At 63.1% G+C, this 24,307-nt stretch carries 25 protein-coding genes; 20 read left to right on the top strand and 5 right to left on the bottom strand.

Annotated features, from left to right (window positions below; translation table 11 throughout):
* Window positions 1–4: 4 nt before the first annotated feature.
* Window positions 5–907 carry a sugar kinase gene (locus FHR70_RS05100; RefSeq protein WP_183447714.1) on the bottom strand — a complete coding sequence of 301 codons (903 nt, stop codon included), beginning with the start codon at window positions 905–907 and terminating at the stop codon, window positions 5–7.
* Between the two features lie 368 nt (window positions 908–1,275).
* Here FHR70_RS05100 and FHR70_RS24280 point away from each other — a divergent pair, with 368 nt between their 5' ends.
* Window positions 1,276–1,752 (top strand): HU family DNA-binding protein, encoded by a 477-nt coding sequence (locus FHR70_RS24280; RefSeq protein WP_183447717.1) that lies wholly within the window; start codon window positions 1,276–1,278, stop codon window positions 1,750–1,752.
* Window positions 1,753–1,949: 197 nt separating this feature from the next.
* Window positions 1,950–2,699: an extensin family protein gene (locus FHR70_RS05110; RefSeq protein ID WP_210277470.1), complete on the top strand. Its 750-nt coding sequence runs from the start codon at window positions 1,950–1,952 to the stop codon at window positions 2,697–2,699.
* A 30-nt stretch (window positions 2,700–2,729) separates the two neighbouring features.
* Here FHR70_RS05110 and FHR70_RS05115 read toward each other — a convergent pair whose 3' ends face one another.
* Window positions 2,730–2,969 carry a hypothetical protein gene (locus FHR70_RS05115; RefSeq protein WP_183447719.1) on the bottom strand — a complete coding sequence of 80 codons (240 nt, stop codon included), beginning with the start codon at window positions 2,967–2,969 and terminating at the stop codon, window positions 2,730–2,732.
* A 292-nt stretch (window positions 2,970–3,261) separates the two neighbouring features.
* On the opposite strand from FHR70_RS05115, the gene FHR70_RS05120 reads away from it, so the two are divergent.
* Window positions 3,262–4,086 carry a DUF1194 domain-containing protein gene (locus FHR70_RS05120; RefSeq protein WP_183447721.1) on the top strand — a complete coding sequence of 275 codons (825 nt, stop codon included), beginning with the start codon at window positions 3,262–3,264 and terminating at the stop codon, window positions 4,084–4,086.
* Window positions 4,087–4,147: 61 nt separating this feature from the next.
* On the opposite strand, the gene FHR70_RS05125 is transcribed toward FHR70_RS05120, so the two are convergent.
* Window positions 4,148–5,347 carry an extracellular catalytic domain type 1 short-chain-length polyhydroxyalkanoate depolymerase gene (locus FHR70_RS05125; RefSeq protein WP_183447723.1) on the bottom strand — a complete coding sequence of 400 codons (1,200 nt, stop codon included), beginning with the start codon at window positions 5,345–5,347 and terminating at the stop codon, window positions 4,148–4,150.
* Between the two features lie 249 nt (window positions 5,348–5,596).
* Here FHR70_RS05125 and FHR70_RS05130 point away from each other — a divergent pair, with 249 nt between their 5' ends.
* From FHR70_RS05130 to FHR70_RS05140, 3 genes are read left to right on the top strand one after another with little or no spacing between them, the layout of a single operon-like run.
* Entirely contained in the window at window positions 5,597–5,833 is a 237-nt protein-coding gene (locus tag FHR70_RS05130; protein WP_183447725.1) for a hypothetical protein, read from the top strand.
* A 2-nt stretch (window positions 5,834–5,835) separates the two neighbouring features.
* Window positions 5,836–6,132, top strand: coding sequence for a hypothetical protein (locus tag FHR70_RS05135; protein WP_183447727.1), 297 nt, complete (start codon window positions 5,836–5,838; stop codon window positions 6,130–6,132).
* Between the two features lie 7 nt (window positions 6,133–6,139).
* Window positions 6,140–6,628 (top strand): phage holin family protein, encoded by a 489-nt coding sequence (locus FHR70_RS05140; protein WP_210277471.1) that lies wholly within the window; start codon window positions 6,140–6,142, stop codon window positions 6,626–6,628.
* A 69-nt stretch (window positions 6,629–6,697) separates the two neighbouring features.
* Here the strand turns inward: FHR70_RS05140 and FHR70_RS05145 are convergent, their stop codons facing one another.
* Both FHR70_RS05145 and FHR70_RS05150 read right to left on the bottom strand, forming a co-directional pair.
* Window positions 6,698–8,590: a DEAD/DEAH box helicase gene (locus FHR70_RS05145; RefSeq protein WP_183447737.1), complete on the bottom strand. Its 1,893-nt coding sequence runs from the start codon at window positions 8,588–8,590 to the stop codon at window positions 6,698–6,700.
* Between the two features lie 54 nt (window positions 8,591–8,644).
* A complete protein-coding gene (locus FHR70_RS05150; RefSeq protein WP_183447740.1) occupies window positions 8,645–8,962 on the bottom strand; it encodes a hypothetical protein in 318 nt (105 codons plus the stop codon).
* Between the two features lie 168 nt (window positions 8,963–9,130).
* Here FHR70_RS05150 and FHR70_RS05155 point away from each other — a divergent pair, with 168 nt between their 5' ends.
* The 14 genes from FHR70_RS05155 (at window position 9,131) to FHR70_RS05220 (ending at window position 24,304) form a co-directional block, all read left to right on the top strand.
* Window positions 9,131–10,000 (top strand): protein phosphatase 2C domain-containing protein, encoded by an 870-nt coding sequence (locus FHR70_RS05155; RefSeq protein ID WP_210277472.1) that lies wholly within the window; start codon window positions 9,131–9,133, stop codon window positions 9,998–10,000.
* Window positions 10,001–10,077: 77 nt separating this feature from the next.
* Entirely contained in the window at window positions 10,078–11,328 is a 1,251-nt protein-coding gene (locus FHR70_RS05160; protein WP_183447744.1) for an extracellular solute-binding protein, read from the top strand.
* A gap of 220 nt (window positions 11,329–11,548) precedes the next feature.
* Window positions 11,549–12,481, top strand: a complete 933-nt coding sequence (locus FHR70_RS05165; protein WP_183447745.1) for a carbohydrate ABC transporter permease — start codon at window positions 11,549–11,551, stop codon at window positions 12,479–12,481.
* On the top strand, window positions 12,478–13,332 hold the full coding sequence (locus tag FHR70_RS05170; protein WP_183447747.1) for a carbohydrate ABC transporter permease: 855 nt from the start codon (window positions 12,478–12,480) through the stop codon (window positions 13,330–13,332). Before FHR70_RS05165 ends, FHR70_RS05170 begins: the two co-directional genes overlap by 4 nt.
* 1 nt (window position 13,333) lies before the next feature.
* Window positions 13,334–14,002 carry an N-acetylmannosamine-6-phosphate 2-epimerase gene (locus FHR70_RS05175; RefSeq protein WP_183447749.1) on the top strand — a complete coding sequence of 223 codons (669 nt, stop codon included), beginning with the start codon at window positions 13,334–13,336 and terminating at the stop codon, window positions 14,000–14,002.
* A gap of 70 nt (window positions 14,003–14,072) precedes the next feature.
* The gene (gene msrP, locus FHR70_RS05180) at window positions 14,073–15,041 is read left to right on the top strand and encodes a protein-methionine-sulfoxide reductase catalytic subunit MsrP (RefSeq protein WP_210277473.1); all 969 of its coding nucleotides are present in this window, start codon (window positions 14,073–14,075) and stop codon (window positions 15,039–15,041) included.
* A complete protein-coding gene (gene msrQ, locus FHR70_RS05185) occupies window positions 15,041–15,685 on the top strand; it encodes a protein-methionine-sulfoxide reductase heme-binding subunit MsrQ (RefSeq protein WP_183447751.1) in 645 nt (214 codons plus the stop codon). Before msrP ends, msrQ begins: the two co-directional genes overlap by 1 nt.
* Window positions 15,686–15,746: 61 nt before the next feature.
* On the top strand, window positions 15,747–16,562 hold the full coding sequence (modA, locus tag FHR70_RS05190) for a molybdate ABC transporter substrate-binding protein (RefSeq protein WP_183448524.1): 816 nt from the start codon (window positions 15,747–15,749) through the stop codon (window positions 16,560–16,562).
* Window positions 16,562–17,254 (top strand): molybdate ABC transporter permease subunit, encoded by a 693-nt coding sequence (gene modB, locus FHR70_RS05195; RefSeq protein WP_183447753.1) that lies wholly within the window; start codon window positions 16,562–16,564, stop codon window positions 17,252–17,254. The genes modA and modB overlap by 1 nt, the downstream gene beginning before the upstream one ends.
* Window positions 17,254–18,360 (top strand): molybdenum ABC transporter ATP-binding protein, encoded by a 1,107-nt coding sequence (gene modC, locus FHR70_RS05200; RefSeq protein ID WP_183447755.1) that lies wholly within the window; start codon window positions 17,254–17,256, stop codon window positions 18,358–18,360. Before modB ends, modC begins: the two co-directional genes overlap by 1 nt.
* Before the next feature lie 83 nt (window positions 18,361–18,443).
* Window positions 18,444–19,709: an aminopeptidase gene (locus FHR70_RS05205; RefSeq protein ID WP_183447757.1), complete on the top strand. Its 1,266-nt coding sequence runs from the start codon at window positions 18,444–18,446 to the stop codon at window positions 19,707–19,709.
* Window positions 19,710–19,877: 168 nt separating this feature from the next.
* Window positions 19,878–21,752 carry an ABC transporter ATP-binding protein gene (locus tag FHR70_RS05210; RefSeq protein WP_183447759.1) on the top strand — a complete coding sequence of 625 codons (1,875 nt, stop codon included), beginning with the start codon at window positions 19,878–19,880 and terminating at the stop codon, window positions 21,750–21,752.
* Between the two features lie 30 nt (window positions 21,753–21,782).
* Window positions 21,783–23,309 (top strand): ABC transporter substrate-binding protein, encoded by a 1,527-nt coding sequence (locus FHR70_RS05215; RefSeq protein ID WP_183447761.1) that lies wholly within the window; start codon window positions 21,783–21,785, stop codon window positions 23,307–23,309.
* A 71-nt stretch (window positions 23,310–23,380) separates the two neighbouring features.
* Window positions 23,381–24,304: an ABC transporter permease subunit gene (locus FHR70_RS05220; protein ID WP_183447763.1), complete on the top strand. Its 924-nt coding sequence runs from the start codon at window positions 23,381–23,383 to the stop codon at window positions 24,302–24,304.
* The last annotated feature ends 3 nt before the right edge of the window (window positions 24,305–24,307 follow it).

Genomic DNA, 24,307 nt, shown 5'->3' on the forward strand with positions numbered 1-24,307 from the left:
CGGCTTATAATTGGGGCATGGCATCGCGCGGAATGATTGCGCCACGGTAGCGCACAACCTGGCCGGCGAGGCGGTGGCCGGCCTGGGCCGCCGCCTCAGGGCCTTGTCCCAAAAGACGCGCGTGCAGATAGGCCGCCGCGAAGCTGTCTCCGGCTGCAGTCGTGTCGACCACATCGTCCGCAGGCGTGCCCTGAACGACGAACTCCTTACCCTTCAGCATAACCCGGCACGTGAGATCAGGATATTTGAGCACGATCTCTGCCCGGTCCGCGAAGGCCAGCACTTCATCGACTCCCGCGCTTCCAAACAGCAGATCGAGGTCTTCCGTCGAGGCGAGAATGATATCGGCGCACACGAAGGCCTGCCGGAACGCCGTCCGGGCGATCTCCCGATCGGGCCAGCCGCGCGGGCGGAAATTGGTATCGAAGGCCACACGCTTTCCAGCCGAGCGCACGTCACGAAGGGCGTCAAACAGGCGATCGCGCCCTTCATCCCCGTAGAGGGACAGCGAGATCCCCGAGAAATAGACGAGGTCGTCATTGGCAAGAGAGGTGATGATCGAGCGGGCTTCGGGAGCCTGGAAGAGCAGGCGGGCGGCTGCGGTCTCGCGCCAATACGAGAACCGGCGCTCGCCCTTGGAATCCGTCTGAATGATGTAAAGGCCTGGCAAGCGGCCGGCCAGGCGCAGCACGCGGCTCGTGCCCACGCCCTCCGCCTGCCACGCGGCCATCAGCCCGTCGCTCCAGCTGTCATCTCCCAAGGCCGTGACGTAATCGACCGGTGAACCGAGGCGGGCGAGATAGACGGCCGTATTGAGGGTGTCTCCGCCAAAGCTTCGGGACAGCCTGCCATCGGCCTCCTCCCGCAGCTCGATCATGCATTCCCCAATGCAGGCGACCCGTGTCATGCTTTCACCGTGGCGTTGTTCGATCCCGCTAGGGAATATGATGGGACGAGGCTCTTTGTCGATCCGAATATTGCAATCATCGGCTTGGCCCACCGAACGATGAAGATCAAGCCATGATGGCTGTAAAACTGATTCTCCCGTACGGCCTAAACCTCTGCCGCAATCGTCCGAAGTTGAACGAAATCGGCCGCGCAACAATCTGGAGCCCACGAAGGCAAGGCAGCAAACAGGCGGCTCTTGACGAGATATGAGCAAGTATCCCTTGTCAATTGTGCGTAAAACCAACTTTGCCACTTTAATTCCTGGCTGAACGCGCTAATGAGGATTTGCTGTCTTATGCATTCACCGTCGAAAACAAGGAGTTCCTGATGGCCAAGACTGCAACCAAGGTTTCCAAGAAGGCCCCGGCCAAGAAGGCTGCGGCGCCGAAGGCTGCAGCAAAGGCAACGTCGAAGACCGCAAAGGCGCCCGCCAAGGCTGCCGGCAAGGCGGCTGCGACGAAGGCTGCCAGCAAGACGTCGAAGGCTGCCGTGAAGAAGACCGCGAAGGCCTCGGCCTCGTCGGCTTCCCCGATCCTGACGCTGCGCAACATTGCCGATCGTCTGTCCGAGATGCACGAGGTTCCCAAGCGCCAGGCCAACGAGATGTTGACCCAGGTGGTCGAGATGATCGCCAAGAGCCTGAAGAAGGGCGACAAGATCCGCCTGGCCGGCCTCGGCATCCTGCAGGTGCGCAAGCGCGCCGCCCGCATGGGCCGCAATCCCCAGACCGGCGAACCGGTGAAGATCAAGGCTTCGAAGAAGATCGCCTTCCGCGCGGCCAAGGATCTCAAGGACTCCATCTGAGCGACCTCGATGGGTCGGAGGGATCTCTTCGACCACGGAAGACGCCGGATCTCTCTATAAGCAAGGCAGGAAGCTGCCTTGCTTTTTTGTTGCCCGGTGCTTGTGGCGCATGGGCTTTCCGGCTTTGACGTCGTCAGCAGATCCTTCCGCCGCGGCGTTCGGGTGGACCCTGAACGGATCAGCCCTAGAACAGGAGCGTGCATGATGATCGTCCTCAACAGCAGCGGCACAGCAGTATCGTAAGGGTTGTCGTCATCCGCTTGGCCCTTGCTCTCGTGCTCGGGCTGGCCGTCACGGCAGGATTGATCCGGGCTGGTTTTCTCGACATTCCGAGCAGGTTCAATCCATTCGCGCCTTTGCAGATCGCGGACGAGGTCAACTGGCTGACCCGATGGAAGCTCGCCCGTCTTGAGCGGGATCGCCGGCAATGCTTGGCCGTCCTGGATGGGTCACCGGTCTCGCACAGAGCCGTACCGGATCGCGCACCTGAGGAAGGCTGCGGATTGTCGAATGCCGTCGAGGTGTCGCGGTCCTCAGTCGGATTGAACGGGGGTTTTACGGCCACGTGTCCGCTGACGGTAGCCTGGGCCTTGTTCGAGCAGCACGTCCTGCGACCGGCCGCGCAGGAACACCTCAGCCAGGAAGTCGTGAGGGTCGCGCATCTCGGCACCTATGCCTGCCGAAACATCAATCACCGCGCCGGCGGGCGGCGCAGCGAACATGCCACCGCCAACGCCATCGATATTGCAGGCTTCGTGCTTGCCAGCGGGCAGCAGGTTACGGTGAGGGGTGACTGGACCGGAGGCGATCAAAACCGCGAGGCCTTCCTGCGCGCTCTGAGAGATGGGGCCTGTCGGTTCTTCGATGTGGTGCTCAGCCCCGATTACAACGAGGCTCACCATGATCATTTTCACTTCGATATGGGGTCTTACCGGGCGTGCCGGTGACAAGCCCGTCTTCGCTGAGAAGCAAGCGGCTTAGTTCATCGCGTAGCTGGGGGCCTCACCCATTTGAGCCGCTTTGGCGGCCAGAAGCAGGGCTTCGCCGAGTTCCCGCGCATGTTCGGGGGTCATGGCCACCGGCATCTGACGCCGAATGCCCTGCTCGTATTCCTCAGGAGTCGTCGCGAGTTCAATCACCATCATCGCGTCCCGGCCGTCCAACGTGCCGACGGAGAAGCTGGTGAGAGCACCGATCAGGTCCATATCCGGTTTCATGTTTAAAGCCCCTTGCGTAGCGTCATTGAACTTTAATGAACTCACCGGACCCTGTCTGCTCTGCGTATAGAGAGTGGATTTTGTTACGTTCCTGTTTTCCAAGCGATATCGTTGTATTCATTGCATTTTCTGCCGCATGTGAGGACTAAAAATAACCCGCCATCTCGTTGAGGCCTAAGATCCGCTGGCAGGATTTGTGATGATCCCGGCGCATCAAATGCTCGATTGGCGCGTTGACCTCGCGCAGCCTTGGCATTGATCGATGGATCGCGAGCCGGGAGCGGAGGTAGTCATGGCGAACAGGCTCCTGAGTACTCTCGCGTTCATTCTTCTGGCCGGTGAGGTTCTTGCGGCCGGCCCCATCGCCTCAGAGTCAGAACTCGATATTGCTCTCGTCATCGCCGTTGACGTATCCTCGTCCATGGAAGGCGAGGAGCAGGGCCTGCAGCGGGAAGGCTTCGTGGAGGCGTTCCGTTCGTCTCTCGTCCACGAAGCCATTGCAGGCGGCCTGAATGGCCGCATCGCCGTCACTTATGTGGAATGGTCGGGCGTGAAGGATCAGCGCGTTCTCGTGCCGTGGACCATCATCGACAGCCCCGAGAGAGCGACGTCATTCGCTAATCAACTTTCTTATCAGCCTATCCGCCAAGCAGGGATGACATCGATTTCCGGCATCATCGATCACAGCCGCAAGCTGTTCGATCAGCTGGGCGGGGATCCGATCCGCCGTGTCGTCGATGTGTCCGGGGACGGTCCCAACAACGACGGCCGTCATGTCACCTATGCGCGGGATGAGGCCGTGGCGGACGGTATCGTGATCAATGGTCTGCCGATCATGATCAGGCGAGCGTCAGGCAGCACGGAACAGCAGGATCTCGACCTCTACTTCAAGGAATGCGTGATCGGCGGTGTCGGCTCGTTCGTTCTGCCCCTGTACGATCCCGAGCAGTTCGCCATGGTCATTCGCACGAAGATCATGCGCGAGATCGCAGGAATCGATGATCCTGCACCTCGCATCATCCCGGCGCAGGCCAGCATGCCGAGCATGAATTGCGTGACAGGCGAGAAGCGCAAGCAGGAAGACCTGCTGAGTCAGGAGAGAAAACCACAGAAGTGAATGGACCGGGCTCCCACGGATGCCCGGCCCTCGGCCCTCGCTCGCGCGTTTTCCAGCCGACCTACTTCATCAAACCTGCCGCCCTGAGGGCCTTCGTGATCACCGCCCCCACATCCATGTGCGGTGCGCCCGGGTTGGGGGTATCTTGGCGCGGCTTGCGAGCGGCCCATTCATCTGCAGCGGGCCGCCTGCCGGTGAACACCGTGGGCAGGTCTTGCGGAACGTGCTCTGGTGCAGTGCGGTCCCGCGTGATGTCATCGGCCTGTTCGGTCAAACCCCAGAACTGTGCAATCCGGTAGCTTGATGAAATGCCCACGTCGAGCAGGAAGGGACCAGCCGCACCATAGCTGTTCTCATCGCGCCCAATGGCCAGAGGCGTGCCATGAGCCATGCCGGTGATGACATATTCCTCGATCACATCGTCGCCGGACGCATTGGTCCAGACGCGGCGCGGATAACCATCGACTGTCTCACTGAAGCTCGGGCTCGATTTGAGACCATGGACATCCGTCCATTGCTTGATGATCTCGCCGGCGTTCATCGGCTTCACGGTCGCGTCGGCGCTGCCATGCCAGACGGAGACCTTGGGCCATGGCCCCCGGTGGGATGAAGCGTTGCGCACGAGGCTGCCCCATTCCTGTGCCGACCGGGATTGTCCCTGAAACATGCATTCGAAGGCCTCGGGGACGCTGGTGGCGCAGCGATAGGGAAGACCTGCGACGATGGCGCCTGCCGCGAACACATCCGGATAGGTTGCGAGCATGGTGGAGGTCATGGCCCCGCCGGCCGACAATCCCGTGACGAAGACGCGGCTGCGATCCAGATCGTGCTGCTGGATCGCATGCTCCACCATCTGGCGGATCGAGTGAGCTTCGCCCTTGTTGCGATCGGTGTCTTGGACCTGGAACCAGTTGAAGCAGCGCTTGGGATTGTTCGCCTCCTGCTGCTCCGCATAGAGAATGACGAAGCCGTAACGGTCCGCCAGGGAGGACCAGCCGGAGCCATGGTCATAGCCGGCTGCCGTCTGCGTGCAGCCATGCAGAACCACGACGAGAGCCGGGGAGGGGGGCAGAGCCTCCGGCACATAGGTCAGCATGCGCAGATTGCCGGGGTTGGAACCGAAGCCGGCCGTCTCGGTCAGGCGGTTCGGCACGGCTGAGCTTTCGAAGGAGGACGCCGCTGTCTTGGCGGCTTTCATGGCGGTGTCCCACTGGCGGCGGTAACGCGCCAATTGCTGAATCATCTGACCTAAGCGTTGCATTATCGTTTGGCCCTTCCGGGTAAGATCTGAAGCTAACGCTGATATGGGGTCGTTGTTGCAATGCACAATGATTTTGGTGCAATGCAGCAGAAAAGTCCGTCTGCAGAGTTCGACCTGATCTGTGCCCGATGGAGAGCAGGATGGTTGCCCAATCCCTCAGCATCTTGACCGAGATCAATGTTGCACCTGAATGTATGGCTAAGCTTTGTCCCATCACCCTTAGCGAGCACCTTCCGGAGGAAAATTGCCATGCCCGACTTCGATGACCTCGTTCAAGACCTCAAGCGCACACGCGACGAGATCAGGGTCCAGATCCACCTGGCCTCCAAGGAGGCGCAGGAGGAATGGGAGCAGCTCGAAAGCCGGTGGAGCGCATTCGAGAGCAAGGCGGAACTCGAGAAGAGTGCCAAGGATGTGGGCGACGCGGTGAAGATTCTCGGAGCCGAGTTGAAGGAAGCCCTTACCAGGATCCGGAAGGCACTCTGATCATGGCCGAAGCCACCAGCCTCCGCGACGAGCTCAAAACCCTGCGGGAGGAACTCGCGCGCAAAGTGCCGAGGGAGCAGCCGGCATCGGTTGATCCGCTATCGACGAGGACCGGAGATGATCCTGCGTCGGAGCCACAGGCCATGGCCGACCTCACCGAGCACCTGGACGAATTGGGAAAGGCGCTCTCCGAACATACAGGCGGCATCGAGGAATTCGTGAAAGAGCGCCCGCTCGTGTCGGTGCTCGCCGCGTTCGCGCTGGGGATCGCTGTCGGACGGCTGTTGAGAAAGGCATGATACCATGATGGACAATCTCGTCCGCAATCTGCGCGTGCTGTGGCGCGCCGAGTCGATCATCGCGGATATTCGCTTTCAGCAGATGATGAAACGCTCCTCCTTGAAGGGCGTCGCGGCTCTTCTGGGAGCCTTTGCGTTCCTCATGGGGAATCTCGCCCTGTTCTTCGCCCTGGAGCAGGCCTGGGGAGCTGTCTGGGCCGCGGCCATGATCGGACTTGCCAATTTCCTGCTGGCGCTCGTCCTGCTGGTTGTCGCCGAAAGGTCGAAGCCCGGCCGGGAGATGGAACTGGCCCTCGAGGTGCGCAACACGGCCCTGCAGGCGCTGGAGACGGACGCCCAGGCCGTCCAGCAGCAGCTGATTGAATTCAGAGATGAGGTGCGCGGTGTTCGCGAGGCGGTCGTCGGCTTCGTTCGTCACCCGCTCGATGCCGTCCTGCCCAACATGCTCGTGCCGCTGGCCGGTGCCGTCATCAGGGGATTGAAGAAGCCCGAATAGGCCATCTTCTTTTTCTATCTCTCAAATGACGAGGCCGGGGCATGAGCGTGCCCCGGCCTGTTGCTTTGATCAGGAGCGCTTGTCGGTTGAGCGCTTCTTGTCCTTCGGTTTCTTGAAATCCTTTGGGCCCTTGAAGTCCTTCGGGCCCTTGCCGGCTGGTGGTCCCTTGCGTGCAGGGTGATCACTTCGCTCCTTAGAGCCATGGCTCTTGGGCCCATTGCCTTTCGGTCCGCTCCAGGGCTTGGCTTCGCGCGGCTTTCCGGGTCCTGTCTTGCCGGGTCCTGTTTTGCCGAATCCGGGCTTGCCGGGCCCTGCATCGGCGGGTTCGATCCGGATGTCTTCGTCATTGGTCTTGCGCACCGCTGAGGCGAATTTCGAGGCCTGCGACTTCACGATCTCGAACTTCGTCTCCCGGTCGAAGATTTTGATCGAGCCGATCTCCTTCTTGGTCACATGGCCGAGGCGGCAGATGATCGGAAGCAGCCAGCGGGGATCCGCGTTGTTGCGACGGCCGACGCTCATGCGGAACCACACCATGTCCTCGGACGAGCGCTCGAAGCCACCCTCCGACGATCCACGGTCCTTGAAGCCGCGGGTGCGCTCCTCGGTCCGCTCGCGCTTGTCCTTGCGCTGGCGCGGTTCGCGGTCGGCGCCCGCATCGACGATCTCTTCCGGGGCCGGCAGGCGGGCGCGGTGGAACTTCACCAGGGCGTTGGCGATCTCCTCGGCCGAGCGCTCGGCGAGAAGCGCTCGCGCCATGCCGAGATCTTCCTCTGTCGCTTCCTCGGCGAAGATCGGGTCCTGCATCAGCCGCTCGCGGTCGCGCAGGCGGATCTCGTCGGCCGAGGGAGCGCCGGCCCAGGTCACGTCGACGCCCGCCATGTCGATCAACCGCTCGGCCTTGCGGCGGCGGGTATAGGGCACGAGCATGACGCAGACGCCCTTGCGGCCGGCACGGCCCGTGCGGCCGCTGCGGTGCAGGAGCGTTTCGTGGTCGTTGGGCAGGTCGAAATGGATCACGAGGCCCAGATCCGGCAGGTCGATGCCGCGGGCCGCCACGTCGGTGGCGACGCAGACGCGGGCGCGCCCGTCACGGAGCGACTGGAGGGCGTTGCTGCGCTCGTTCTGGGTCAGCTCGCCCGAGATCGCCACGGCCGCGAAGCCGCGCTCGATCAGGCTCGCATGCAGGTGGCGCACCGCCTCGCGGGTATGGCAGAACACCATGGCGCCGCGGCTCTCGTAGAAGCGCAGCACGTTGACCACCGCATGCTCGACCTCGTTGGGCGCAATCCTGAGGGCGCGGTACTCGATGTCGCCGTGCGGTTCGTTCTCGACCAGGGTGTCGATGCGATGGGCATCGCGCTGGTAGCGCCGCGCCAGGGCGACGATATTCTTCGGCAGGGTGGCCGAGAACAGGAGCGTGCGGCGCTCCTCCGGCGTGGCATCGAGAATGAATTCCAGATCCTCGCGGAAGCCGAGATCGAGCATCTCGTCGGCCTCATCGAGAACCACGACACGCATCTTCGAGGTGTCGAGGCGTCCGCGCTCCAGGTGGTCGCGCAGGCGGCCCGGGGTGCCGACCACGATGTGGCAGCCATCCGCGAGCGCCCGCTGCTCGCGGCGCACATCCATGCCGCCGACGCAGGAGGCGACCCGCGCACCAGCCGGACCGTAGAGCCAGATCAGCTCCCGATTGACCTGGAGGGCGAGCTCGCGGGTGGGAGCGATGATCAGGGCGAGCGGCTCGCGGGGCGCCTCGAAGCGCTCGGCATCGCCCAGCAGGGTAGAGGCCATGGCGAGGCCGTAGGCAACCGTCTTGCCGGAACCCGTCTGGGCGGAAACGAGGAGATCCCGATCAACGGCCTCCGGCTGCAGCACGGCGGCCTGGACGGGAGTGGGGTCGTTGTAGCCTTTGTCGGCCAGGGCACGGTCGAGGCTGGGATTGGACTTGGGAAAAGGCATGAGAATGGGCTGAACCGTTTCAAGAGGAGCCCTCAAGGGCTCCGGTAAGGATGATCAGCCGGAGGCAGCGGCGTCGTCTATTTCGTCGATGGACACCAGGAACACGACATCGATATCGAGGCCGTCATCATCGTCTTCGCCGTCTTCGTCGTCCTCGTCCTCTTCGTCCAGGGCCTCATAGAAGGCATCGATCTCGTCTTCCGATGCGGGCCGTGTCGTCAAGGCAGCTGAGCCGTCCCAGAGGGAGCGGCCCTCGCTCTTAAACGACTTCAGGTCATCTTTAAAGCTCTCGCTGAGAAAGAGTTCGCGGGCCTGCCCCTCATCCGCGTTCGTCACGGCAACTGCCTTGCCGGCTATCTCCAGGGTGACCATGGCTCATCCTTTGCCGCTGCAATGGGATCCAAGTCACTAACGCTCAAGCCCCGAAATCGATCAAACCGATCCCTATTAAGCCTTTTCGGGTGCCAGGAAGTGTGTGAACAGCCCTTGAGACCAGTATGGACATGAGGCGACCAATATGAGACCAGTTAAGCTGTGAACGTGACTGGCTCCACCTCCTGCCTCCGGTCCATCGACCGGCTTTCCCTGACCGGCTCCCGCGTCAACGAGGACGGGGCCGGGCTGTACGGCCGTTTCGCCTGGATCATCGATGGAGCCACTGGTCTCTCGGACGAGCAGCTGACCTCCGGGGGCAGTGATGCGGCTTGGCTCGCTGCGCTCATGGACGAGAGGTTGGCTGCCCTGGCCGGAGCAGACCCCGCCGATAGACTGCTGCGGCAGCTTGAGGCCGATATCCGATCGGCTTTCGAGGAACAGACCGCGCATGTGCCGGATGTCAGCGACCATCACACTCCCTCTGCATGTCTCGGGTTGATCGAAACGACACCAGGGGAGGGCGATGTGCTTGGACTCCAAGGGCGTCTCCTGGGCGATGTGATCCTCCTCGTCCCGTCGGAGCACGGGGTCGCCCGCTGGACGGACGAGCGGGCGAAGCCTTTCGAGCGGAAGACCCTGGCGGCCCTCGGGACCCGGGAGCACGAGCCCGGATCCATCCCCGACGTCGTAAGGCGCCAGATTCTCGAGAACCGCGCCCGGCTCAACCAACAGGACGGCTATTGGGTCGTGAATCCGCGCCGGCCCTGGGCCGGACAGGAGCTGCGGTTCGAGGCGCAGGTGAGGCCGGGCGCGCCCATCGTGCTCGCCACTGACGGCTTCATGCGGCTCGTGGATGTGTTTGCGGCCTACACGGATGACGGGCTCTATCACCGGCTCGCCGCCGGAAAAGGGCGGGACCTGATGCAGGAATTGCGCGAAAGGGAGCGGGGCGACCTCATGGCAGGTGCTTATCCTCGTGTTAAGACGCACGACGACGCCACCTTTCTCGTCATTGCAGCCGAGCAATCGGGCTGAACGAGTTCCGCAGGGTTTGTCTCAAGGACAGGTTCTGCGGTGGGAGGACAAGGACTTCAACAATGAGGGAAACGACGATGAAACTGACCCGACGCATTCTGATGGGCGCTGCCGCCGGCAGCCTCCTGCTCTCGTCCGGCGCCGCCATGGCCCAGCAGACCGAGCTGACCTTCTGGAGCTGGCGCCAGGAAGACCGCGCTTTCTACCAGGACACCATCAAGAAGTTCCAGGAGAAGAACCCCGGCATCACGGTCAAGTTCGAGACCTATGCGCCTGAGAACTACCAGACGATCCTCTCCACGGCGCTCGCCGCCGGTCGCGGCCCGGACGTGATCCAGGTGCGCGCCTACGGCAACCTGGAGACCATCGCGACCCCGGGTTACCTGCTCGCCCTCGACCCGCAGAACGTACCGGAGCTGGCGAACTTCCCGGAACCGGCGCTCGCCGCCGAGACGCTGCGCTCCGACGGCAAGGTCTATGCCGTTCCCTTCGCCATGCAGGCGCAGCTCGTCGTCTATAACAAGAAGATCTTCAAGGATAACGGCGTGAACCCGCCGAAGACCTGGGACGAGCTGATGAGCCTCGCCCAGGCGTTGAAGGCCAAGAACATCACGCCGTTCGCCAACGGCACGGCCACCGCCTGGCAGAACGAGACCATCGTGGGCGGCCTGCTCTCGTCCATGCTCGGCAAGCAGTTCGAGGCCGATATCATCTCCGGCAAGGCGAACTTCACCGATCCGCGCTTCGTCAGCGCGCTCGCCAAGCTGAAGGATGTCAGCCAGTACTTCTCGCCGAACTTCACCGGTGTCGATTACCCGTCCTCGCAGCAGCTCTTCGTGGCAGGCCGCGCAGCCATGTTCGCGGGCGGCTCCTACGAGGTAGCGAATTTCAAGAACCAGAACCCGGCCCTCGACCTCGGCGTCTTTCCGGCTCCCGTCCTGAAGGCGGGCGACCAGGCGCTGATCGCCACCTATTACGACGGCGGCTATGCGGTGAACGCCAAGAGCGAGAAGAAGGACGCGGCGCTCAAGTTCGTTCGCTATCTCGCTACGCCGGAATATGGCACGGCCTTCACCAACACCCTGAAGAACCTGTCGCCGATCAAAGGCATCAAGATCGAGGACGCGATCACCCAGGAAGTGGCGAAGCTCGCCGAGAACTCCATGTCCTACCTGATGCTCGTGCGCTTCCGCTATCAGGAGCCGAGCGGCTCGGTGCTGCTGCAGTCGAACGTGCAAAAGATGCTTGCTGGTCAGCAGACCCCCGAGCAGGCCGCGGCCGAGATCAACAAGGGCATCGCGACCTACTACAAGCCTTTCCAGAAGTAAGCTTGTGACGCAGGGGCGGCGGGCTATCGGGCTGGCCGCCCCTTGAGTTCTGACAAACGCATCCAAAAGCCCTCATCCTGAGGAGGACCGTCAGGTCCGTCTCGAAGGATCGGGGCGTCTCCGGTGCTCGCTGGAGCCTCCTTCGAGACGCAGCCTGAAGGCTGCTCCTCAGGATGAGGGCGGGGTTTGTTGCGAACGTTGAATTGAAGGTTTTGAGTGAATGCTCCTCTCGCGCAAACAAGCCCCGTCGCTGAAGCGGCAATTATGGGTGGCGTTCCTCGTCGTTCCACCCATCGTGTTCATGTCGCTGTTCGTGGTCTATCCGATCCTGTCGGCCTTCGCCTATGCCTTCTACGACTGGCAGGGGCTGGCGCGCGGCGAGTTTGTGGGCTTGAAGAACTTCAGGGAAGTGCTGTTCGGCGCCACCATGGCGCCCGTGGTGTGGAACGCCTTCCTGCACAATGTCTACGCGCTGGTTGCGCTGATGATCATCCAGAACGGCGGCGGATTTCTCCTCGCATGGCTGCTCTACAAGGAGCCCTTCGGCTTCCGCTTCCATCGGATTGCCGTGTTCGTCCCGGTGGTGCTCTCCACCATTATCGTGGGCTTCCTCTGGAAGCTTTTTCTCAATCCCAATTTCGGCGTCATCAATCAGGCGCTCTACTCGCTCGGTCTCGACTCCTGGGCGAAGCCATGGCTCGGCGATTCCTCGACGGCGCTCGGTGCCCTCATCCTCGCCAATGCCTGGCACTTCGTGGGTTTCCCGACCCTGGTCTATCTCGCCGGCATGCAGCGCATCCCGCCTGAGATCATCGAGGCGGCGCGGCTCGACGGCACCAATGAATGGCAGCTCTTGAAGAACATCGTTTGGCCGCTCGTCGCGCCGAGCACGACCATCCTCTTCACGCTGCTCTTCATTGGCGCGTTCAACTGGTTCGAGATCCCCTATGTCATGGTAGGCCTCGACGGTTCGCCCTTCGGCACCACGGATGTGCTCGGCCTCGTCTTCTACCGCACGGCCTTCGGCAACCAGAGCGCCAGCATCCAGAATTTCGGCATGGGCTCGGCGCTGGCCACGCTCCTGTTCCTGTTCATCGTCGTCTTCGCGTCCATGCTGACCCTTTGGCTGCGCCGTCGGGAGATCCAGTTTTGACCGCCCTCACATCTCAGGCGCCCGCCTCACGCCAGCCAATCTCCTTCGCGCTGCTCGCGCAGGTCATCCTGATCGCCAACTCCTTCATCATGCTCTATCCGGTCGTGGTGATGGTGCTCTCCGCCTTCAAGACCACGGGCGAGATCTTCGAGCATCCCTTCGCGCTGCCCGATTTCACGCAGGTCGGAAACTTCGCCAAGGTGCTCGGCGAAACCGCGATGCCGACCTACTTCATAAACTCGATCCTGGTGACGGGCACGTCGGTTCTGCTGATCCTTGTGCTCGGCACCATGGCGGGCTATGCGGTGGCGCGCTACGAGTCGCGCACCAACACCTTCATCCTGCTGTTCTTCCTCGCCGGCCTGATGCTGCCGCTGAAGCTCGCGGTCATCCCGCTCTTCATCCTGCTGCGGGATCTCGGCCTGCTCGACAGCCGCTGGAGCCTCATCGTCACCTACACGGCCATCGGGTTGCCGTCCGCGGTCTTCATCATGGCGGGCTTCCTACGCACGCTGCCGTCTGAACTCGAGGATGCGGCGCGCATCGACGGCGCATCGGAGCCGCGCATCATGTGGTCGGTCATGCTGCCGCTGGCGCGCCCGCCCATGGCGATCGCGGCGATCCAGAACGCGGTGCCGATCTGGAACGACTTCTTCTTCCCGCTCGTCTTCATCCAGACCGACGCGCGCAAAACCCTGCCGCAGGGGCTCACCACCTTCATGGGCGAATACACCACCGACTGGGGCATGCTGTTCGCCGGCCTCACCATCGCGGCAGCGCCCATCACGCTTCTCTACATCGCCCTGTCGCGCCAGTTCATCCAGGGCATGACGGCCGGCGCGGTCAAATAGCATGCTGATCCCGAAGGGCGCGCTCGTCATCTCCTGCCAGGCCCGCGCCGACAACCCGCTGCACGGACCGGTCTATATGGCCGCCATGGCGCGTGCGGCGGAGCAGGGGGGCGCCCGGGGCATCCGCGCCAACGGGGCAGACGACATCGTGGCGATCCGGGCCGTGACCACGCTCCCGATCATCGGCATCGCGAAGGTCTGGGACGAGCGCTTCCCGGTCTACATCACACCTGGCTTCGCGCAGGCTGACGAGATCGCCAGGGCAGGGGCCGACATCATCGGGCTCGATGCCACGCCGCGTCCGCGTGACGGGGAGGCGGTGGAGCACTTGATCGGGCGCATCCGTTCCGAGCTTGGCTGCGAGGTCTTTGCCGATATCGCCACGCTGGAGGAGGGGCGGGCCGCTCATGCGGCCGGTGCCAGCTATGTCGCGACGACGCTCTCCGGCTACACGGAGGAGACAGTGTCCCGGAAAACCGAGGGACCCGACCTGGAACTCCTCTCCGCGCTCGTGGCCCAGGTGCCGGTTCCCATCGTGGCGGAGGGGCGCTTCGACACGCCGGAGCTTGTGGCCGAAGCCTTCAGGCGAGGCGCTCATGCAGTTGTGGTAGGCACCGCCATCACCAATCCGCGAGAGATCACGAGAAAGTTTGTCCGGGCAATCTCCTGAACGCCCATGAGGCAAGTGTGTAACGGAAACGTGAGAGCACCTCTGGCGTTCTCGGGTGTACCCATTCACAATGGGTTTCAACCGAGGTGATGCCGTGCTGATCCGCCGCCCTTCCGATATCCTGCCCTCCGAGATCACGCCTCGGGAGGTCTACCTCAACCGCCGCCAGTGGATGACCGGCGCCGCCGGGCTGGCCGTTGCGACCGCCCTGCCGATGGGTTCGGAAGCCGCGCCGCTGCAGGCGGCCAGGAGTCCGTTCTCGACGGACGAGAAGCTGACGAGCCGCGAGGACGTCACGAGCTACAACAATTTCTACGAATTCGGCACCGGCAAGGACGATCCGGCCGCCAAGGCCAAAAGCCTCAAGACCACGCCCTGGACGGTCAAAATCGACGGCATGGTGGGCAAGCCCGCCGAGTTCGCCATCGAGGATCTGATCAAGTCCTCGGCGCTTGAGGAGCGCATCTACCGCATGCGCTGTGTCGAGGGCTGGTCCATGGTCATCCCCTGGGTCGGCTTCCCGCTGGCGGACCTCATCAAGCGCGTGGAGCCCTTAGGCAGCGCGAAATATGTGGCCTTCGAGACGGCCTATCGTCCGGAGGAGATGCCGGGCATGGATTCCATCTTCCCGGTGCTCGAATGGCCCTATGTGGAGGGGCTGCGCCTGGACGAGGCCATGAATCCGCTCACCCTCCTGGCGGTCGGGCTCTACGGCGAGACCCTGCCGAACCAGAACGGCGCGCCCATCCGCCTCGTGGTGCCGTGGAAATACGGATTCAAGGGCATCAAGTCGATCACCCGCATCAGCTTCGTCGACAAGCAGCCGCCGACTTCCTGGAACAAGCAGGCTCCCAGTGAATACGGTTTCTATGCCAACGTGAATCCGAATGTGGACCATCCCCGCTGGAGCCAGGCGACCGAGCGGCGCATCGGAGAGGGCGGGTTGTTCGTGAAGCGCCGCCCGACGCTGATGTTCAACGGCTATGCCGAACAGGTGGCGAGCCTCTACACCGGCATGGATCTGCGGAAGCTCTACTGATGGCGGGAAGAGCTTCTGCCTCCGGCGCGCCAAAGGGCTTTACCCTGCCCCAGGTGCCGAAGATCCTCGTCTATATCGTCGGCTTCATCCCGGCCGTGTGGCTGTTCTATGCCGGCATCACCGACCAGCTCGGCGCCGACCCCATGCGGGTCCTGGAGCAGGAATTGGGTGAGTGGGCTCTGCGCTTCCTCATCGCGACATTGACGATCACGCCGCTGCGGCAGCTCTTCAGCATCAACCTGCTGCGCTACCGCCGGGCCATCGGCCTGCTGGCGTTCTATTACGCCGCCCTGCACCTCACCACCTATCTGGTGCTCGACCAGGGCCTCGACATGGCGGCCATCGTGGCCGACATCGTCAAGCGCCCCTACATCACCATCGGCATGGCAACCTTCGTCGTCCTCGTGCCTCTGGCCGTCACGTCCAACAATGCCGCCATCCGGCACATGGGCGGGCAGGCCTGGGCCAAGCTGCACCGCCTCGTCTATGTGGCGGCCATCGGGGCCGTGCTGCATTTCATCCTCGTGGTGAAATCCTGGCCGCCCGAGCCGCTGGTCTATGCCGCCATCGTTGCCGTACTCCTGGGCTACCGGCTGGTCCGCTCTCTGGTGAAGAAGCCCTCGCCCAGGCGGCGTCCCGCTTGAAGAGCCAGCCTGCTCGGCTAGGATGCTTCGATCAGGGCCGGAGGGTTCCATGGAGACAGACATGCATCCGGCGCGCATTGAATGGGGTGGCTTCACCAGAAGCCTTGTGCTGGGACTGGGCCTTGTGTGTTTCGCGCCGTTCGGCGGCGCCTCCGCCCAGACCGGGGATGCCCTGGTCTTCGCGGCGGCCAGCCTGAAGAACGCCCTTGACGAGGCCAGCGGCGCCTGGACGCGCGACACCGGCAAACGGGCTGTGGTGTCGTATGCAGCGAGCAATGCACTCGCGAAGCAGATCGAGGCAGGAGCCCCGGCCGATCTCTTCTTCTCCGCCGATCTCGAGTGGATGGATTTCGTCGCCTCGAAAGGATTGATAAAACCCGAGAGCCGCATCAGCCTCCTGGGCAACTCCCTCGTGCTCATCGCACCGAAAGGTTCGGCGATGCAGGTTGACCTCAAGCCCGGGCTCGATCTCGCGCCGGTCCTCGGCGGCAGCCGCTTGGCCATGGGCCATGCGGATGCGGTGCCGGCCGGCAAGTATGGGAAAGCCGCGCTCGAGCATCTCGGCGCATGGGCCGGCGTGAAGGACAGGATCGCCCAGACGGAGAATGTGCGTGCTGCGCTTCTTCTCGTGTCTCGCGGCGAGGCGCCGCTTGGCATCGTCTACAAGACCGATGCCGTATCCGACCCGAACGTGACCATCGTGGCGACATTCCCCGAAGGGAGCCATCCACCGATTGTGTATCCGGTGGCGCTCACGAAGGATTCGAGCAAACCCCAAGCTGCATCGTTTCTGGACTACCTGAGTTCCGACAAGGCCAAGCCCTTCTTCGAGAAGCAGGGCTTCACGGTCCTGAGCAAGGCGAGGCCGGGCTCCTGATGGAGGGGCTTTCTCCGGAAGAGTGGACGGCCGTGCGCCTCAGCCTGAAGGTTGCCTTCGTGGCGATGACGGCAAGCCTCGTCCCTGGCGTCGCCATCGCGTTCCTGCTGGAGCGCGGGCGCTTCTGGGGCCGGCAGGCGCTCGATGTCCTCGTGCATCTGCCGCTGGTGCTGCCGCCGGTTGTCGTAGGCTGGTTTCTGCTCATCGGCTTCGGGCGGCGCGGTCCCATCGGGGCGTTTCTCGACGAGCATTTCGGGATCGTGTTCTCGTTCCGCTGGACAGGCGCGGCGCTCGCCTGCGCGATCATGGGCTTTCCCCTGCTGGTACGCGCCATCCGCCTGTCCATCGCAGCCGTCGACCGCAGGCTGGAGGATGCGGCCGGCACGCTTGGCGCCCATCCCGTTTGGGTTTTTGGTGTCGTGACGCTCCCGCTCATCCTGCCCGGCATCATCGCCGGCATGGTGCTGTCCTTCGCGAAAGCCATGGGAGAGTTCGGCGCGACGATCACCTTCGTGTCCAGCATTCCCGGCGAGACGCAAACAATTCCAAGCGCGATCTATGCCTATACCCAGGTGCCGGGAGGCGAAGGCGGTGCGATGCGGCTGACGCTTGTGTCCATCGTCATCTCCATCGGTGCGCTGTGGCTGTCCGAATGGCTGGCGCGGCGTGTGCGTCGCAAGGTGCACGCCTGATGATCCTCGACGTCGATATCCGTCACCGGCAGGGCGGCTTCGCGCTTGACGCCTGTTTCCAGTCGGATGGAAGGCTGACCGCACTCTTCGGACCATCCGGCTCCGGCAAGACAACCATCGTGAACGCCGTCAGTGGTCTCGTGCGGCCGGATCACGGGCGCATCGCGGTGCAGGGGCGGGTGCTCGTCGATACGAAGAACGACATCGTCGTGCCCAAGCACAAACGGCGCATCGGCTACGTGTTCCAGGAGGGACGGCTCTTCCCGCATCTCGACGTGCGATACAACCTGCTCTTCGGCCGCTGGTTCACCCCGAGAGGGGAGCGGAAGGCGAGCTTCGATCATGTGGTCGATCTTCTCGGCATCGCGCATCTTCTCGACCGACGCCCATCGACATTGTCCGGCGGTGAGAAGCAGCGCGTGGCGATCGGCCGTGCGCTGCTCGCCGATCCTCACCTCCTGCTGATGGACGAACCGCTGGCGTCCCTCGATGAGGCTCGCAAGGCCGAGATTTATCCCTATATCGAACGCCTGCGCGACGAGGGCGGCGTTCCGATCGTGCTCGTCAGCCATTCCGTGGCCGAAATCGCCCGGCTGGCAACCTCCGTCGTCGTACTGTCCGAAGGTCAGGTGATTGCGTCAGGCCCTGCCGCCGAAGTCCTGCGGCACACGGGCTTCTTCGCACAGAGCGGTCTCACGGAGGCCGGCGCGCTGATCGAAGCACGGGTATCGAGGCATGATGAAGCTTATGACCTGACTGTGCTGCAGGCGAGAGCCGGTACTTTAAGCGTCCCGAGTCTCCTGCATCCCGTCGGGACGAGCCTGCGCGTGTGTCTGCGCGCCCGCGACATCATCCTGTCCTTGAAGGCTCCCGAAGGCATGAGCGCCCTGAACGTGCTGCCAGGATTGATTTCCTCCATCGACATCGGCGAAGGAGCAAGCGTTGACGTGCAGCTCGATTGCGGCGGGGATCCTGTCGTGGCCCGTGTGACCCGCAAGTCCGTAGAGGAGCTTGGCCTGAGGCCTGGCGTGGCCGTTCACGCCATCATCAAGAGCATCGCCTTCGATCCGGAGGCCCTTGGCGTCACGGGCGGCGAGAATATGTGAGATCCGAGCCGGTCGAGGTTGCATGAGCGGCAGGGCCGTGTAGCCTCTCCAACCACTTTTTTCTGTCTTGAAAGACCAGGATCATGAACGAACAAGTCCGGAATCTGCCCGATGCGGCCTCCCATGCCCAGCTTCTCGACCGCTTAGCGGAGGTCGCCGTTCGGGTCGGGCTTGGGCTAAAGCCGGGGCAGGAGCTGGTTCTGACCGCGCCGCTCGATGCCGTGGCCCTGGTGCGGCGCATCACGGAGCATGCCTACAAGGCCGGCGCCTCCCTGGTCACCACGATCTTTTCCGACGAGGAGAGCACGCTCATGCGCTTCCGCCATGGGCAGGACGAGGGCTTCGACACGGCTCCGGCCTGGCTCTACGAGGGCATGGCCGAGGCCTACAAGAAAGGTGCGGCCCGCCTTGCCATCGTGGGCGAGGACCCGTCGCTCCTCGCTAAGGAAGACCCGGAGAAGGTCTCCCGTGCCAACCGGGCCCGCTCGAAGGCCTACATGCCAGCCCTCAACATGATCGCGGGCTTCGACATCAACTGGACCATCGTGGCCGCCGCGACCCCGGCGTGGGCCAAGACCGTATTCCCGGACGACACGGATGAGGTGGCGCTGGCCAAGCTCTGGCAGGCGATCTTCTCGGCGTCCCGCGTCGATACGCCGGATCCGATTGCCGCCTGGGAGAAGCACAACAAAGCCCTGCAGGCGCGCACACGCATGCTGAACGGGAAGAACTATGCCGCGCTCCATTTCCGCGGTCCCGGCACCGACCTGCGCGTCGGCCTTGCCGATGGCCATGAATGGAATGGCGGCTCGACGACGGCGAAGAACGGCCTCGTCTGCAACGCGAACATCCCGACCGAGGAGGTCTTCACCACGCCGCACAAGGACCGCGTGGACGGCACGGTGACGAGCACCAAGCCGCTCTCCTATAACGGCACCCTGATCCAAGACATCCAGGTGCGGTTCGAGGGCGGGCGCATCGTGGAGAGCAGGGCACGCACCGGCGAGGCCGTGCTGAACAAGGTTCTGGATACGGACGAAGGCGCGCGCCGTCTCGGCGAGGTGGCCCTGGTGCCCTATTCCTCACCGATCTCGCAAAGCGGGCTCTTGTTCTTCAACACCCTGTTCGACGAGAACGCCTCCAGCCACATTGCGCTTGGCCAGGCCTACAGCAAGTGCATTGGGGGCGGCGGCGCCATGGGCGAGGACGAACTGGCGTCCCGCGGCTCGAACAAGAGCCTGATCCATATCGACTGGATGATCGGCTCCGATCAGGTCGATGTGGATGGTATCACACAGGACGGCAGGGCCGAGCCGCTGATGCGCGGCGGAGAATGGGTGACATCGTAACAAAGGACTCGCGCTTTACCCTGTGCAGGATCTATGATCCAGGTGATTGCCTGATCTGACGCAAACGTGCTTGACGTATCGGCATCATGGCTGTGATGGATAACAGGTATCAAAGAGGTACCGGTCTGATCCTGTGTCGGGCCGGTGCTGCCTCAAGAGCGTGGATGGATGTCGGACACACCCAATCGTCAATCTGAAGCCCTCCTGTCGGTCCGCTCCCTGTCGGTGGAGTTCGGCACGGGGAGCGGACCCTTCAAAGCCGTCAAGGAAGTCAGTTTCGACGTCAAGCCGGGCAGGACCCTGGCGGTCGTCGGTGAATCGGGATCGGGTAAGTCCGTCACATCGCTCGCGATCATGCGCCTGACCGACTACACGGGCGGGCGCATCGCCGGCGGGCAGGTGCTGTTCCGTCCCAATGGCCGCGAGGCCATCGATCTCGTTCAGGCCTCCGACGCCAGGCTCCGGGAGATCCGCGGCAACGACATCGCGATGATCTTCCAGGAGCCGATGACCTCGCTCAACCCGGTCTTCACCATCGGCAACCAGATCGCCGAGACGCTGATCCTGCACCAGGGCCTGAACGGGCGCGAGGCGCGGCTGCGCGCCAGAGACCTGCTGCAGAAGGTGCGCCTGCCGGATGCGGACAGGCTCCTCGACCGCTACCCGCACCAGCTCTCCGGCGGCATGCGCCAGCGCGTCATGATTGCCATGGCGCTCGCCTGCAACCCGAAGCTCCTCATTGCCGACGAGCCCACGACGGCCCTCGACGTGACGATCCAGGCGCAGATTCTCAACATCATCCGCGACCTGCAACAGGAGATGGGCACCGCCGTCATCTTCATCACGCACGACATGGGCGTGGTGGCCGAGATGGCCGACGACGTGGTGGTGATGTGGAAAGGCGAGAAGGTGGAGCAGGCGCCGGTGCGCGACATCTTCGCGTCGCCGCAGCACCCTTATACCAAAGCGCTTCTCTCGGCCGTCCCGCGCTTAGGAAGCCTCAAAGGCCAGCCGCTGCCGAAGCGAACGCCTGTCATGGTGATGGATGGCAGCGTGGCCAAGCCCGTCGGCGGCACGCACGAGCAGAACACCGCCGATTACACCAAGCCCATTCTCCAGGTCGACAAGCTCACCACGCGCTTCGACGTCGGCAAGACCTTCTTCGGCCGCGTGACCCACCGGGTTCATGCGGTGGAGGAGGTGAGCTTCGACATCTATCCCGGCGAGACGCTGGCGCTGGTGGGTGAATCCGGCAGCGGCAAGTCCACCATCGGGCGCACGCTGCAGCAGCTCGTCGAGCCGACCGGCGGTACGGTGCGCTTCGACGGACGCGACATGGGGACCATGAGCCCGGCCGATCGCCGCCGCCTGCGGCAGGAGATCCAGTACATCTTCCAGGATCCTTTCGCCGCGCTCGATCCGCGCCATACGGTGGGCTACAGCATCGCCGAGCCCATCATCGTTCATGGCCTGATCAATGACCGCAAGGCGCGCGAGCGGCGCGTGCACGAACTCCTGGAGCAGGTCGGCCTGCTGCCGCAGCATGCCAAGCGCTATCCGCACGAATTCTCCGGCGGCCAGCGCCAGCGTGTCTGTATCGCGCGCGCCCTCGCCAGTGACCCCAAGCTCGTGATCGCGGACGAGTCCGTGTCGGCGCTTGACGTGTCGATTCAGGCGCAGATCGTCAATCTGCTTATGGAACTGCAGGAGAAGCGGCGGCTGTCCTATCTCTTCATCACCCACGACATGGCCGTGGTGGAGAAGATCAGCCATCGCGTTGCGGTCATGTATCTCGGCCAGATCGTCGAGCTCGGGTCGCGGCAGGCGATTTTCGAAAACCCGCAGCATTCCTACACCCGCAAGCTGCTGGCCGCGGTGCCCATCGCCGATCCGCAGCGCGAGCGGGCCAAGGTGCGGATCGAGGGCGAGATCCCGAGCCCGGTGCGTCCGGTCGGGCAGGAGCCCGCCATTCATCGCATGCGCGAGGTCGCGCCAGGCCATTGGGTCGCCATCGAGGCGGGCACGCTTCGTGGTGCAGCGTAAAAGAAGTTTTCCAGAGGGAGACAATACAAGATGAAGTTATCGACAGCACTAAAGGCTCTCGGCCTGACGGCCGCAGTGGCTCTGGCGCCGCTGATGGCGTCCAGCGCGCAGGCGGCGGGAACCATTACGGTTGCAATCACCATCGATCCCGGCAGCTGGGATCCCATCGACAGCTTCCTCGTGCCGTGGTCGTCGGCCGCCAACAACATTTTCGACGGCCTGACCTCGCGCGGGCCCGACATGAAGCTCCAGCCGGCTCTCGCCACCTCCTGGGAGTTTCTCGACAACAACAACCGCATCCGCTTCAAGCTGCGCCAGAACGTGAAGTTCCACAACGGCGAGCCCTTCAACGCCGAGGCCGTGAAGTTCACCTTCGACCGCCTGCTCGGTGAGGAAGGCAAAAAGGGTCCGCAGCAGTCGAACTACAATTCCATCTCCAAGGTGGAGATCGTCGACGACTACACCGTTGACTTCATCATGAAGCAACCCGATCCCGTGCTGTTGACCAAGCTCGCCGGCTACGGCGGCATGATCGTGCCGCCGAAATACATCCAGGAGAAGGGCGATGCGCACTTCAACCTGAACCCGGTCGGCACCGGTCCGTTCAAGTTCGTGGAATACACCCCCAAGGTGAACCTGGTGCTCGAAGCATTCCCCGAGCATTGGGGCGGCGCGCCGAAGCTGGACAAGGTGGTGAACCGGTTCATTGCCGAGGCCAACACCCAGGTGGCGGAGCTCCAGGCCGGCCGCATCGACATCGCGACACTCATCCCCTTCGGCCTCGCGCCAACGGTGGAGAAGAGCCCGAACGCCACTCTGGTCAGCATCACGGGCCCGACGGTTGTGGCCCTGCGACTCAACACCAAGGAAGGCATCACCAAGGACATCAACGTCCGCAAGGCCCTCACCATGGCGGTGGACCGGGAAGCCATCATCAAGGCGGTGCTGCTCGGCCACGGCAAGCCGATTGCGAGCTTCCAGTCGGAGCTGTCGTTCGGCAATGACCCCACCCTGAAGCCGCTGCCCTTCGACCTCGCCAAGGCAAAGCAGATGCTCCAGCAGGCGAAGGTCCCGGCCGGCGCTCCGGTGCGCATCGACTTCCGCGGCAATGACGCGACCTTCCGCGAGGTGGCACAGGCGGCTGCCGGCTACTTCCAGGCACTGGGCCTCAAGCCCTCGCTCCAGCCGCACGAGCCCCCGGTTCTGCTCAACGACATCATCCCCAATGGCAAGACTGGCGAAGCCTGGCACAATTCCTGGGGCGGATGGACCTTCGACTACGACAACACTGCTTACCTGATGTATCACTCGGGTGAGAAGTGGAACCCGTACGACAACGATCCGAAGCTCAATGCCCTGCTCGAACAGCAGCGCACCATTTACGACACGGAGCAGCGCCAGAAGATCCTCCAGGAGGTCGCGCGCTACGTGGCCGATCAGGCGCTCGAGATCCCGCTCTACAATGAAAACACCGTGCTCGGCGTGAGCAAGCGGGTGAAGAACTTCGTGCCGCCGGCTGACCGGCGCTTCCGCTTCAACGACGTGACCGTCGAGTAAGCTCGTATCCTCAATGATGACCAAACAGGCCCTGTGAAAGCAGGGCCTGTTCCAGTGTAGAAGGAAACCCCGTGGCGGGCTTTATTTTCAAGCGATTGCTGCAAGCTATTTTCGTGATCCTCGCCGTCACGCTGATCGTCTCCTTCGCGATCAGATTGTCGGGCGATCCCGCCGTCATGCTGGTGGGCGGCGCCGGCAGCGTCACCGAGCAGGACCTGCAGAACATCCGGCAGGCGCTGGGTCTCGAGCGTCCGTTCTTCGTTCAATATTTCAGCTTTCTCGGAGGCATCCTGACAGGCGACTTCGGCAAGAGTTTCATGGGCGGCACACCCGTCTCCATGCTCATTGCCCGCGCGTTGCCCGCGACGCTTCTGTTGGCCTTCACCTCGCTTCTCACATCGATCATCCTGTCCGTTCCGCTCGGCATCTACGCAGCCGTGCATCGCGGCCGCTGGCCGGATCAGATGATCCGCATTCTCTCGCTGGTGGGCCTGTCGTTTCCGAATTTCTGGCTCGCCATCATGCTGGTGCTCCTGTTCTCCATCGTGCTCGGGATCCTGCCTCCGAGCGGCATGGAGGGGCCTGAGAGCTTCGTCATGCCGGCGCTCACCATGGCGGTCATTCTCACTGCCACCAATGTGCGCCTCGTGCGCACCTCCATGCTGGAGACGCTGTCGCAGCAATACATCATGGTGGCGCGCTCCAAGGGCCTGCGCGACCGGGTCGTTCTCTACAAGCACGCGCTGCGTAACTCGGCCATTCCGCTCGTCACCTATATCGGCTTGCAGTTCGGCGGCCTCATCGGCGGCATCGTGATCGTGGAGCGGGTGTTCAACTGGCCCGGCATGGGCACGCTCGCGTTCGATGCCATCTCCAACCGCGATTACCCAGTGCTTCAGGGCACCATCACGGTGCTGGCGCTGTTCATCATTCTCATCAATCTCCTGGTCGACATCGCCTATGGGTTGATCGACCCGCGCATCCGGACGGAGTAAGGC

Origin of the sequence: Microvirga lupini (assembly GCF_014191055.1) — a bacterium.
Classification (GTDB): Bacteria; Pseudomonadota; Alphaproteobacteria; order Rhizobiales; family Beijerinckiaceae; genus Microvirga; species Microvirga lupini_A.